This window comes from Shigella sp. FC1544 (assembly GCF_001722145.1).
Taxonomy (GTDB): Bacteria; Pseudomonadota; Gammaproteobacteria; order Enterobacterales; family Enterobacteriaceae; genus Escherichia; species Escherichia coli.
In genome coordinates this window covers 1-12,643 of sequence record NZ_MECT01000021.1, presented here as the reverse complement: position 1 = coordinate 12,643, position 12,643 = coordinate 1, and the positions used below count along the sequence as shown (strand labels likewise).

Below are 12,643 nucleotides of genomic sequence, written 5' to 3'. Positions count from 1 at the left end.
GAGCAGGTACCGGCATCCACGTTACAGACGGTCCCGGCAAAAGTGCCTGACCTGACCCCTATTAGCGGTTACCAGCGCCCCACCAGACCCGGTGACATCCCCCCCCGGATCATGGACGACTGGGGGCAGTAATCATGCCGGGTCTGGCTGGCTAACACCCCATTATAAGGGGTACGAATAAAGTAACGGGGCAGTCTATTTTACAGCGGCATATTGCCTCGTTCTCGCATCATGGTTTGCCTCAAGGCAGTGACGACGCGCTACGGTATATTGCGGAACATGACGATGCGCTGGCGTTTGCGTGTATTAATCGCCAGATGATCGCTTTGCGCATAATGCAACAAGTTAAGGCCACGGGAAGTCCGGTTCTGGATGTGGCGCATAACTTTGTTAGCGCGTGTCAAATCGGCGATCAACAGGGCTGGTTGCATCGTAAAGGTGCCACGCCGGATGACAACGGTCTGGTGATTATTCCCGGTTCACGTGGTGATTACTCCTGGATTGTACAGCCTGTTGCGAACGAAAAAACGCTCCACTCGCTGGCGCATGGGGCAGGGCGTAAATGGGGGCGCACCGAGTGTAAATGGCGTCTGGCAGCGAAATACACGGTGACGCAACTCTCGCGGACTGAACTTGGCAGTCGGATAATTTGTCGCGATAAACAACTCATCTTTGAAGAAGCGCCACAAGCCTATAAATCGGCTGAAAGCGTGGTGCAATGTCTGGTGCAGGCCGGTTTAATTATTCCTGTCGCGCGGCTGCGTCCGGTGCTAACGCTCAAAAGCAGTGGAGGGAAAAAAGGATGATCTTGCTACAACTCTCCTCAGCGCAGGGGCCGGAAGAATGTTGTCTCGCAGTGAAAAAGGCGCTGGACAGGCTAATTAAAGAAGCTGCCCGACAAGACGTCGCGGTAACGGTGTTGGAAACAGAAACGGGCCGCTACTCTGACACGCTGCGTTCAGCTCTGGTTTCTCTGGATGGCGATAACGCATGGGCATTAAGCGAAAGCTGGTGTGGCACTATTCAGTGGATTTGTCCGAGTCCGTATCGGCCTCATCATGGGCGCAAAAACTGGTTTCTGGGCATTGGGCGTTTTACCGCTGATGAGCAGGAGCAATCCGATGCGATCCGGTATGAGACGCTGCGTTCGTCGGGGCCGGGCGGTCAACATGTCAATAAAACCGACTCGGCGGTACGCGCCACGCATTTGGCATCCGGTATTAGCGTGAAGGTTCAGTCAGAGCGTAGTCAGCATGCTAACAAGCGGCTGGCACGATTGCTGATTGCCTGGAAGCTGGAGCAGCAGCAACAGGAAAATAGCGCGGTGCTGAAATCGCAGCGGCGAATGTTCCATCACCAGATTGAACGTGGCAACCCGAGACGGACATTTACAGGGATGGCTTTTATCGAAGGATAATGAAGGATGAAACTGCCGGAAGGCGATTAAACGCCATCCGGCAGCAAATCAAATAATTACTTCGCCGGAATTTCTTTCAGCAGTTCAGTCAGCAGTGTCCAGTAATGACCTACGCTTTCGATGTGAACTTGCTCATCCGGAGAGTGTGGACCGGTGATAGTTGGCCCGATAGAAACCATGTCCATTTCCGGATACGGTTTTTTGAACAGACCACATTCCAGGCCCGCGTGGATAATCTGGATGTTCGGCGTCTTGTTGAACAGGCGCTGATAGGTTTCACGTACCAGATGCATCACCGGAGAATTAGCGTCCGGCTGCCAGCCAGGATATGCGCCTTTCGCTTCGGTTTTCGCGCCAGCCAGTTTACCCAGCGAATCCAGCATGCTCACCACGTAGTCTTTACCGCTGTCGATCAGTGAACGGATCAGGCAGTGAATTTCTACGTTATTGTCAGTCATGGTCACCACACCGACGTTCAGGGAGGTTTCAACCACACCTTTGGCTACATCGGAGTTGCGGATCACACCGTTCGGGGTGGCGTTCAGCAGACGAATAAAGGTATCGCGAGATTTCGCAATCAGGGCAGCTTTATCGTTCGCTACAGAGTCCAGCAACAAGGCCAGATTTTTCTCTTTCTCTGCCAGCTCGTTTTTCAGGATCTCCTGATAGGTATTCACCAGAGATTTCAGTGCGTCGACTTTATCAGCTGCGACAGCAATGGTCGCAAAGGCTTCACGCGGGATGGCGTTACGCAGTGTGCCGCCGTTGAAATCGATAAGGCGCAGGTCCAGTTCTTCTGCATGACCCGCCAGGAAGCGCACCAGCAGTTTGTTGGCATTACCCAGGCCAACGTGGATTTCACCGCCGGAGTGACCGCCTTTCAGACCTTTTAAGGTTAACTTGAAGGTTTCAAAACCAGCTGGAACCGCTTCACGATCTAAATGCAGGTTGGAGGTGAAGTCGATACCCCCCGCACAACCCATGTAGATTTCACCTTCTTCTTCGGAGTCGGTGTTAATCAGAATATCAGCCTGCAACCAGTTGCTCTGTAAGCCAAAAGCACCGTCCATACCGGCTTCTTCGGTCATGGTCAGCAGCACTTCCAGCGGACCGTGAACCACGTTTTCGTCAGCCAGAACCGCCAGTGCAGAGGCCATACCAATGCCGTTATCCGCACCCAGCGTGGTGCCGCGCGCTTTAACCCATTCGCCATCAATATAAGGCTGGATAGGATCTTTCGTGAAGTCATGCACGGTGTCGTTATTTTTCTGCGGCACCATATCGAGGTGGGCCTGTAAGACGACCGGTTTACGATTTTCCATACCTGCGGTAGCAGGTTTACGAATCAGGATATTACCTACCTGATCGCGTTCGACATGGAAACCTTTCTCTTTTGCCCAACCAACAATGTATTCAGCGAGTTGCTCTTCATGATAGGACGGGTGAGGAATAGAACAGATTTTGGCAAAAATATCCCACAGCGGCTGTGGAGATAATTGAGACAGTTCAGACACGTTAAGTCTCCTTGTCGATCACCCGCAAAACAGTATTGCAGGTCACAGGGTTAGCAGAAAATGTTGTCAACACAAGACAGGCTTGCGAGATATGTTTGAGAATACCACTTTATCCCGCGTCAGGGAGAGGCAGTGCGTAAAAAGACGCGGACTCATGTGAAATACTGGTTTTTAGTGCGCCAGATCTCTATAATCTCGCGCAACCTATTTTCCCCTCGAACACTTTTTAAGCCGTAGATAAACAGGCTGGGACACTTCACATGAGCGAAAAATACATCGTCACCTGGGACATGTTGCAGATCCATGCACGTAAACTCGCAAGCCGACTGATGCCTTCTGAACAATGGAAAGGCATTATTGCCGTAAGCCGTGGCGGTCTGGTACCGGGTGCGTTACTGGCGCGTGAACTGGGTATTCGTCATGTCGATACCGTTTGTATTTCCAGCTACGATCACGACAACCAGCGAGAGCTTAAAGTGCTGAAACGCGCAGAAGGCGATGGCGAAGGCTTCATAGTTATTGATGACCTGGTGGATACCGGTGGTACTGCTGTTGCGATTCGTGAAATGTATCCAAAAGCGCACTTTGTCACCATCTTCGCAAAACCGGCTGGTCGTCCGCTGGTTGATGACTATGTTGTTGATATTCCGCAAGATACCTGGATCGAACAGCCGTGGGATATGGGCGTCGTATTCGTCCCGCCAATCTCCGGTCGCTAATCTTTTCAACGCCTGGCACTGCCGGGCGTTGTTCTTTTTAACTTCAGGCAGGTTACAATAGTTTCCAGTAAGTATTCTGGAGGCTGCATCCATGACACAGGCAAACCTGAGCGAAACCCTGTTCAAACCCCGTTTTAAACATCCTGAAACCTCGACGCTAGTCCGCCGCTTTAATCACGGCGCACAACCGCCTGTGCAGTCGGCTCTTGATGGTAAAACCATCCCTCACTGGTATCGCATGATTAACCGTCTGATGTGGATCTGGCGCGGTATTGACCCACGTGAAATCCTCGACGTCCAGGCACGTATTGTGATGAGCGATGCTGAACGTACCGACGATGATTTATACGATACTGTGATTGGCTACCGTGGTGGCAACTGGATTTATGAGTGGGCCACCCAGGCGATGGTGTGGCAACAAAAAGCCTGTGCGGAAGAAGATCCGCAACTCAGTGGTCGACACTGGCTGCATGCGGCTACGTTGTACAACATTGCCGCCTATCCTCATCTGAAAGGAGATGACCTGGCCGAGCAAGCGCAGGCTTTATCAAACCGCGCCTATGAAGAGGCCGCCCAGCGTCTGCCGGGCACGATGCGGCAGATGGAGTTTACCGTACCCGGCGGTGCGCCCATCACCGGCTTTTTGCATATGCCGAAAGGCGATGGCCCGTTCCCGACAGTATTAATGTGTGGTGGTCTGGATGCGATGCAGACGGACTATTACAGCCTGTATGAACGTTATTTTGCGCCGCGCGGCATTGTGATGCTGACTATTGATATGCCGTCGGTGGGCTTTTCTTCAAAATGGAAGCTCACCCAGGACTCCAGCCTGTTGCATCAGCACGTCTTAAAGGCGCTGCCTAACGTACCGTGGGTGGATCACACTCGCGTCGCTGCCTTTGGTTTCCGTTTCGGCGCTAACGTTGCCGTGCGTCTGGCATATCTTGAATCGCCGCGTCTGAAAGCGGTTGCCTGTCTTGGTCCGGTAGTTCATACCCTGTTGAGTGATTTTAAGTGCCAGCAACAGGTGCCGGAAATGTATCTTGACGTTCTGGCGAGTCGTTTGGGGATGCATGATGCTTCCGACGAAGCGTTACGCGTGGAGCTGAATCGCTATTCATTAAAAGTGCAAGGATTGCTGGGACGTCGCTGCCCAACGCCAATGTTATCAGGCTACTGGAAGAACGATCCGTTCAGCCCGGAAGAGGACTCACGCTTAATCACCTCATCATCTGCTGACGGTAAATTATTAGAGATCCCATTTAACCCGGTGTATCGGAATTTTGACAAAGGTCTTCAGGAAATCACCGGCTGGATCGAAAAACGCTTGTGTTAAAAATTTGCTAAATTTTGCCAATTTGGTAAAACAGTTGCATCACAACAGGAGATAGCAATGACGTTACCGAGTGGACACCCGAAGAGCAGATTGATCAAAAAATTTACCGCACTAGGCCCGTATATTCGTGAAGGTAAGTGCGAAGATAATCGATTCTTTTTCGATTGTCTGGCTGTATGCGTCAACGTGAAACCGGCACTGGAAGTGCGTGAATTCTGGGGCTGGTGGATGGAGCTGGAAGCGCAGGAATCCCGTTTTACCTACAGCTACCAGTTTGGTCTGTTCGATAAAGCAGGCGACTGGAAGAGTGTTCCGGTAAAAGATACTGAAGTGGTTGAACGACTGGAGCACACCCTGCGTGAGTTTCACGAGAAGCTGCGTGAACTGCTGACGACGCTGAATCTGAAGCTGGAACCGGCGGATGATTTTCGTGACGAGCCGGTGAAGTTAACGGCGTGAGTGAAATGTGCCGGATGCATCACATCCGGCAATATCTATTAAAACTGATACGTCATCCCAATCGCGACAATATCATCATTATTAATATTCAATTTGTTATCGCTATCCAGTTGGTTGATTTTATAATCAACAAATGCTGACATATTTTTGTTGAAATAATACGTAGCACCGACGTCGATATAATTAACCAGATCTTCACCACCGATGCCCTCAATATCTTTCCCTTTCGATAAGACATAACCCAGCGATGGACGCAGACCAAAGTCAAACTGGTATTGAGCGACCGCTTCAAAGTTCTGTGTCTTATTGGCAAAGCCGCCAGTTATTGGCGTCATTTTGCGAGTTTCAGAATAGAAAGTTGCCAGATAAATATTATTGGCATCGTATTTCAGACCTGTTGCCCATGCTTCTGCACGCTTGCCTGTGCCACGGCTTTGCAGGTTCTGCTCGTTGGTGCGATCTGAGTTGGTATAGGCCCCACTAATGGCGAAATCGCTGCCGCCAAAGTCATATGTCAATGACGTGCCGAAGCCATCGCCGTTTTGCTTTTTAACGTCGCGGTTTTCGTTTTTCCCTTGATATTGCAGGGTTAAGTTCAGGCCATCGATAACGCCGAAGAAGTCGGTGTTCCGATACGTCGCCAGACCGCTGGCGCGTTTGGTCATAAAGTTGCCGGTCTGCGCCGAGGAGTCGCCACCAAATTCCGGGAACATATCGGTCCAGGCTTCCACGTCATACAACGCGCCCAGGTTACGACCATAATCGAAAGAACCCAAATCTTTATATTTCAACCCGGCAAAAGCGAGACGCGTTTTTTGCTGTGCAGTATCACTCTCTGCTTTATTACCGGCAAACTCTGCTTCCCAACGACCATAACCAGTCAGTTGATCGTTAATTTGTGTTTCGCCTTTAAAACCAAAACGGATATAACTCTGGTCGCCATCTTTACTGTCGTTATCACTCATATAATGCATGGCTTTAACTTTGCCATAGACATCCAGTTTATTACCGTCTTTGTTATATATTTCTGCGGCCTGTACGGATGCAGATGCCACAATGCCCATCACCACTAATGCCAGAGTGCTCTTTTTCATTTTCATTCCTGATTTTAATTAACGCGCGAATATTCAGCGGGAGAGCCCCGTTGAAAAAAGGAAAGTTTTTAACCTGAGATTGTTAAAGATATATTACAGATTAATAATATTCTTAAAATGTGGTAATTTATTAAATCTGTAATAAAAGCGTAAACAACTGCCGCTAGGCTTGCTGATCCCGCGCAACAAAACGCCATGCTTTGCTCGCAGATGGTTGGCAACCGACGACAGTCCTGCTAAAACGTTCGTTTGATATCATTTTTCCTAAAATTGAATGGCAGAGAATCATGAGTGACAGCCAGACGCTGGTGGTAAAACTCGGCACCAGTGTGCTAACAGGCGGATCGCGCCGTCTGAACCGTGCCCATATCGTTGAACTTGTTCGCCAGTGCGCGCAGTTACATGCCGCCGGGCATCGGATTGTTATTGTGACGTCGGGCGCGATCGCCGCCGGACGTGAGCACTTGGGTTACCCGGAACTGCCAGCGACTATCGCCTCGAAACAACTGCTGGCAGCGGTAGGGCAGAGTCGACTGATTCAACTGTGGGAACAGCTGTTTTCGATTTATGGCATTCACGTCGGGCAAATGCTGCTGACCCGTGCTGATATGGAAGACCGTGAACGCTTCCTGAACGCCCGCGACACCCTGCGTGCGTTGCTCGATAACAATATCGTTCCGGTAATCAATGAGAACGATGCTGTCGCTACGGCAGAGATTAAAGTCGGCGATAACGATAACCTTTCTGCGCTGGCGGCGATTCTGGCGGGTGCCGATAAACTGTTGCTGCTGACCGATCAAAAAGGTTTGTATACCGCTGACCCGCGCAGCAATCCGCAGGCAGAACTGATTAAAGATGTTTACGGCATTGATGACGCACTGCGCGCGATTGCCGGTGACAGCGTTTCAGGCCTCGGAACTGGCGGCATGAGTACCAAATTGCAGGCCGCTGACGTGGCTTGCCGTGCGGGTATCGACACCATTATTGCCGCGGGCAGCAAGCCGGGCGTTATTGGTGATGTGATGGAAGGCATTTCCGTCGGTACGCTGTTCCATGCCCAGGCGACTCCGCTTGAAAACCGTAAACGCTGGATTTTCGGTGCGCCGCCGGGGGGTGAAATCACGGTAGATGAAGGGGCAACTGCCGCCATTCTGGAACGCGGCAGCTCCCTGTTGCCGAAAGGCATTAAAAGCGTGACTGGCAATTTCTCGCGTGGTGAAGTCATCCGCATTTGCAACCTCGAAGGTCGCGATATCGCCCACGGTGTCAGTCGTTACAACAGCGATGCATTACGCCGTATTGCCGGACACCACTCGCAAGAAATTGATGCAATACTGGGATATGAATACGGCCCGGTTGCCGTTCACCGTGATGACATGATTACCCGTTAAGGAGCTGGCCGATGCTGGAACAAATGGGCATTGCCGCGAAGCAAGCCTCGTATAAATTAGCGCAACTCTCCAGCCGCGAAAAAAATCGCGTGCTGGAAAAAATCGCCGATGAACTGGAAGCACAAAGCGAAATCATCCTCAACGCTAACGCCCAGGATGTTGCTGACGCGCGAGCCAATGGCCTTAGCGAAGCGATGCTTGACCGTCTGGCACTGACGCCCGCACGGCTGAAAGGCATTGCCGACGATGTACGTCAGGTGTGCAACCTCGCCGATCCGGTGGGGCAGGTAATCGATGGCGGCGTACTGGACAGCGGCCTGCGTCTTGAGCGTCGTCGCGTACCGCTGGGGGTTATTGGCGTGATTTATGAAGCGCGCCCGAACGTGACGGTTGATGTCGCTTCGCTGTGCCTGAAAACCGGTAATGCGGTGATCCTGCGCGGTGGCAAAGAAACGTGTCGCACTAACGCTGCAACGGTGGCGGTGATTCAGGACGCCCTGAAATCCTGCGGCTTACCGGCGGGTGCCGTGCAGGCGATTGATAATCCTGACCGTGCGCTGGTCAGTGAAATGCTGCGTATGGATAAATACATCGACATGCTGATCCCGCGTGGTGGCGCTGGTTTGCATAAACTGTGCCGTGAACAGTCGACAATCCCGGTGATCACAGGTGGTATAGGCGTATGCCATATTTACGTTGATGAAAGTGTAGAGATCGCTGAAGCATTAAAAGTGATCGTCAACGCGAAAACTCAGCGTCCGAGCACATGTAATACGGTTGAAACGTTGCTGGTGAATAAAAACATCGCCGATAGCTTCCTGCCCGCATTAAGCAAACAAATGGCGGAAAGCGGCGTGACATTACACGCAGATGCAGCTGCACTGGCGCAGTTGCAGGCAGGCCCTGCGAAGGTGGTTGCTGTTAAAGCCGAAGAGTATGACGATGAGTTTCTGTCATTAGATTTGAACGTCAAAATCGTCAGCGATCTTGACGATGCCATCGCCCATATTCGTGAACACGGCACACAACACTCCGATGCGATCCTGACCTGCGATATGCGCAACGCCCAGCGTTTTGTTAACGAAGTGGATTCGTCCGCTGTTTACGTTAACGTCTCTACGCGTTTCACCGACGGCGGCCAGTTTGGTCTGGGTGCGGAAGTGGCGGTAAGCACACAAAAACTCCACGCGCGTGGCCCAATGGGGCTGGAAGCACTGACCACTTACAAGTGGATCGGCATTGGTGATTACACCATTCGAGCGTAAATAAAACCGGGTGATGTAAAAGTAGCCATTTGATTCACAAGGCCATTGACGCATCGCCCGGTTAGTTTTAACCTTGTCCACCGTGATTCACGTTCGTGAACATGTCCTTTCAGGGCCGATATAGCTCAGTTGGTAGAGCAGCGCATTCGTAATGCGAAGGTCGTAGGTTCGACTCCTATTATCGGCACCATTCAAACATCTCCCCAAGTCTACTAAAGTCTTTCAAAACCCCTTATAATCCGCGTATTAAAGCCCCGTTCGTCTTTTGACGCCTACTAAAGTCCCTCAAAATCTACGGTCAGATGGGGGTACTTATGGGGGTATTTGCTGTTCGGTTTAGTGGAGGTACCCCCAAGTGAAACTCAATGCCCGTCAAATAGACACAGCCAAGCCAAAAGAGAAGGCTTACAAGCTGGCCGATGGTGGCGGTTTGTATCTCTTGGTAAAACCTAATGGAGGTAAATACTGGCGACTTAAATATCGTGTAGCTGGTAAAGAGAAGCTATTGGCACTAGGTGTGTATCCTGAGGTTACTCTAGCCGATGCTCGGGCAAAACGTGAAGATGCGAAAAGAGGTATCGCTGGTGGTATCGATCCGATGGAAGCGAAACGAGAGGAAAAGATTGCCCGGGAAACGCAGTTAAACAACACCTTCAAAGATATTGCCCTTGAGTGGCACAGCAGCAAATTAAAAAAATGGTCTGCTGGTTATGCTTCAGACATCCTCGAAGCCTTCAACAAAGATGTGTTCCCTTACATTGGCAAAAAACCAATCGCCGAAATCAAACCACTTGAACTTCTGAATGTGCTGCGGCGCATCGAGGGGCGCGGTGCTACAGAAAAAGCCAAAAAAGTGAGGCAGCGGTGCGGGGAAGTTTTCCGCTATGCAATAGTCACTGGTCGCGCAGAGTATAACCCTGCACCAGACCTTACTAGCGCGATGCAAGGCCATGAATCTAATCATTACCCTTTCCTTACAGCTAAAGAATTACCTGATTTTTTCAAGGCATTGTCCAGTTACTCAGGAAGCGCATTGGTTGTTATGGCGGCTCGTCTACTGATTATCATCGGCTTGCGGACTGGCGAACTACGTGGCGCATTATGGGATGAAATTGATTTCAACAAGGCTATCTGGGAGATACCCGCTTCACGTATGAAAATGCGGCGGCCTCATATTGTGCCATTGTCTGATCAGGCTCTTTCGCTTATTGGGAAGATTAGAGAAATAACAGGCAATTACCCTCTTATGTTTCCCGGGCGCAATGATCCAAGGAAAACAATGAGTGAGGCCAGCATAAACCAAGTGTTTAAGCGCATTGGCTACGCTGGACGTGTAACTGGTCATGGGTTCCGGCACACTATGAGCACGATTTTGCATGAGCAGGGCTATAACACCGCGTGGATAGAAACGCAGCTCGCTCACGTTGATAAGAACTCAATTCGTGGCACATACAACCATGCGCAATATCTGGATGGAAGGCGGGAGATGCTTCAATGGTATGCCGACTATATGGATGCGCTGGAGAAGGAGGAGAACGTTGTTCATGGTTCGTTTGGGAAACGAGCTTAACTGTATGAATAGACCGTGTTAAGCAATGGTAGTAGACTTATGTAGACGAACAAAGAATAGGCTATGTCTAGGCTGATCCCCGAAAACCCGTACACCCCTACGGGCTGGCATAGCCGTCAGAATTAGGGGCGCGGGGTGGCGTATGGTGAGAGCCAAAAAACAAGATTTAGCATGGTTTGATATTAGTAATTATGAATTTTTAAATGATTTAACCTTGCCGGACTTGATTCAAGAATTAGAGTGGCGCGATTTTTTATTGCGTCATGCAAAAGATGACACTGCTATATTCAAAGAAGAGTACGATATAAAATATGAAAGGATTTTTTCGGGCGATCCTAACCTAACCATTCTCAATGAAGAAGAGGAAGAGGTCGAAGAATTTATTCGCAAAGTAAATGATGAAGCCCCATCATTAAGAAATGAGTACGATGATCTACCCTCATTATCTTCAGCTATGGGGGTTAGTCCAGTAACATTTTCAGAGCTGGCCATGTACTCTTTCTCATCGATAGATCAAGGCTTTTTTAAAAGAGACGAAGAGGATTGCTACCTCAAGGCAAACGCTATGCTTGCGAGTGTTACTGGAAACCTAAGTAATTGTTCCCCTAACATCATACTCGTTTCTATAGATTTAGATGACGCCACTGATGACGAAATTATTACCAGCCTGACTCACCTTCTACCTCTATGGCGAAAAGAGTTAAAAGTACCAGAGAGAGAGCATGTCGCTCAGAAAAGGATTGGATTAAAGACCCTTCAGAAGTTGATATCTAATAGAGTGATACCTATTGTTGATCTGCTGATTTGGGGTGAGAAGTCAGGTAAGGAAGTGAGCAATCCGATGATTTCTGCCTTGGTTTTTAGTGATGATCCGAAAGATACGCAGGCTATTAAGGAATCAATAAAGCCTTTTGCACTTGAATCTATAAGCGAGAGATACACCCGCTTGCTTCAGCTTTATGTAAACAAAGACAGAGAAATGAGCTTGATAAAAATATCTGATTTAATGAGTAGAGATTTATAGCAAGCAAAATCCTACGTAAACGTTTTAAGTAAATTTCGCGATTTCCGCTTTGAATACGCTACTGTGTATTTCAAAGCGGATAATCTTCTCAAAAAAATATTTTATTTTTATCCGCTATCACCCATTCACCGGTTTGTTTAATCTCCTTTCTGTCTACTGATGTCCATTAAAGAAGATGACAGAATATAGGAGTAAACATGTCTCAATCATTTATTCGTCTTTCTGAGGTTCAACGCCGTACTGGTTACAGCAAAGTGTGGATTTATCGGCTCATCAAAGAACAGCGATTCCCTCAATCTGTAAAGATTGGAAGCCGATCAATTGCGTTTATTGAAAGTGAAATTGAAGAATGGATTAATCAGCGCATCGCTGAGTCGCGTGGCGAGGTAGCGTAATGAATAAGAAAAACCGCCCATTACAGGCGGCTAATTCAGATATTCGCGTATCTGATGTTACGCCCCTTACAAAATCCCTTCAAGCACCAAAGCGCACACCGAAAAAGCATCGTGCCAGAGTCTATATGCTGCGTACTGGTATAGAGGGATGGACAGAAAATGACATTCTTCGCTACTGCCGTCTGTCTTCTGGTCGTAACTATGCAACAGAGTTAGAACGCCAGCTTGGAATCACTCTGGAACGTATCGACGAAAAGAATCCTGATGGTATCGGAACACACCTTCGCTACCGTTTCTCCTGCCGTGGTGATGTTCTGAAAGTGATCACTCATATGTAAGGCAGTATGACTTTCCGTGAGACAGATGCTGGCCAACGTGGGATATTTAACGCGGGTTAACATCGTTGTCAGAGCCGCATGGGTGAGCTGTTGCTACACCCCGGTATTTCCACCACGGAGG

11 protein-coding genes, 1 tRNA gene and 2 pseudogenes are annotated in these 12,643 nt (G+C 49.4%); 12 read left to right on the top strand and 2 right to left on the bottom strand.

Features of this window, described 5'->3' with window-relative positions; translation table 11 throughout:
- Positions 1 to 185 precede the first annotated feature (185 nt).
- Positions 186 to 806: pseudogene (locus BGK49_RS01780) on the top strand (RNA ligase RtcB family protein); the annotation flags it as partial.
- Complete coding sequence (gene prfH, locus BGK49_RS01775; protein ID WP_000602112.1) at positions 803 to 1,417, top strand: peptide chain release factor H; 615 nt, start codon at positions 803 to 805, stop codon at positions 1,415 to 1,417. The pseudogene BGK49_RS01780 and the gene prfH, both read left to right, overlap by 4 nt.
- 56 nt (positions 1,418 to 1,473) lie before the next feature.
- Here prfH and pepD read toward each other — a convergent pair whose 3' ends face one another.
- Positions 1,474 to 2,931: a cytosol nonspecific dipeptidase gene (gene pepD, locus BGK49_RS01770; RefSeq protein WP_001293009.1), complete on the bottom strand. Its 1,458-nt coding sequence runs from the start codon at positions 2,929 to 2,931 to the stop codon at positions 1,474 to 1,476.
- A 260-nt stretch (positions 2,932 to 3,191) separates the two neighbouring features.
- Between pepD and gpt the strand changes: the two genes are divergently transcribed.
- The 3 genes from gpt to crl all read left to right on the top strand — a co-directional run bounded on the left by gpt (position 3,192) and on the right by crl (position 5,445).
- Positions 3,192 to 3,650 (top strand): xanthine phosphoribosyltransferase, encoded by a 459-nt coding sequence (gene gpt, locus BGK49_RS01765; RefSeq protein WP_001291990.1) that lies wholly within the window; start codon positions 3,192 to 3,194, stop codon positions 3,648 to 3,650.
- 91 nt (positions 3,651 to 3,741) lie between these two features.
- Positions 3,742 to 4,986 carry an esterase FrsA gene (gene frsA / locus BGK49_RS01760; RefSeq protein ID WP_000189552.1) on the top strand — a complete coding sequence of 415 codons (1,245 nt, stop codon included), beginning with the start codon at positions 3,742 to 3,744 and terminating at the stop codon, positions 4,984 to 4,986.
- Positions 4,987 to 5,043: 57 nt separating this feature from the next.
- Entirely contained in the window at positions 5,044 to 5,445 is a 402-nt protein-coding gene (gene crl / locus BGK49_RS01755; protein ID WP_000174671.1) for a sigma factor-binding protein Crl, read from the top strand.
- Between the two features lie 38 nt (positions 5,446 to 5,483).
- Here crl and phoE read toward each other — a convergent pair whose 3' ends face one another.
- Positions 5,484 to 6,539: a phosphoporin PhoE gene (gene phoE / locus BGK49_RS01750; protein ID WP_000749890.1), complete on the bottom strand. Its 1,056-nt coding sequence runs from the start codon at positions 6,537 to 6,539 to the stop codon at positions 5,484 to 5,486.
- A 287-nt stretch (positions 6,540 to 6,826) separates the two neighbouring features.
- On the opposite strand from phoE, the gene proB reads away from it, so the two are divergent.
- From proB to BGK49_RS01715, 7 genes and pseudogenes are all read left to right on the top strand, one after another.
- The gene (gene proB, locus BGK49_RS01745; protein WP_001285290.1) at positions 6,827 to 7,930 is read left to right on the top strand and encodes a glutamate 5-kinase; all 1,104 of its coding nucleotides are present in this window, start codon (positions 6,827 to 6,829) and stop codon (positions 7,928 to 7,930) included.
- 11 nt (positions 7,931 to 7,941) lie between these two features.
- Positions 7,942 to 9,195 carry a glutamate-5-semialdehyde dehydrogenase gene (gene proA, locus BGK49_RS01740; protein WP_000893276.1) on the top strand — a complete coding sequence of 418 codons (1,254 nt, stop codon included), beginning with the start codon at positions 7,942 to 7,944 and terminating at the stop codon, positions 9,193 to 9,195.
- A gap of 114 nt (positions 9,196 to 9,309) precedes the next feature.
- Positions 9,310 to 9,385: transfer RNA gene (locus BGK49_RS01735), tRNA-Thr, on the top strand.
- 165 nt (positions 9,386 to 9,550) lie between these two features.
- Positions 9,551 to 10,765 carry a tyrosine-type recombinase/integrase gene (locus BGK49_RS01730; protein ID WP_000772640.1) on the top strand — a complete coding sequence of 405 codons (1,215 nt, stop codon included), beginning with the start codon at positions 9,551 to 9,553 and terminating at the stop codon, positions 10,763 to 10,765.
- A gap of 142 nt (positions 10,766 to 10,907) precedes the next feature.
- Complete coding sequence (locus tag BGK49_RS01725; RefSeq protein WP_000251023.1) at positions 10,908 to 11,789, top strand: DUF6387 family protein; 882 nt, start codon at positions 10,908 to 10,910, stop codon at positions 11,787 to 11,789.
- A 197-nt stretch (positions 11,790 to 11,986) separates the two neighbouring features.
- Positions 11,987 to 12,184 (top strand): helix-turn-helix transcriptional regulator, encoded by a 198-nt coding sequence (locus BGK49_RS01720; protein WP_000083332.1) that lies wholly within the window; start codon positions 11,987 to 11,989, stop codon positions 12,182 to 12,184.
- Positions 12,184 to 12,519, top strand: a pseudogene (locus BGK49_RS01715) (hypothetical protein); the annotation flags it as partial. The gene BGK49_RS01720 and the pseudogene BGK49_RS01715, both read left to right, overlap by 1 nt.
- Positions 12,520 to 12,643: the final 124 nt, after the last annotated feature.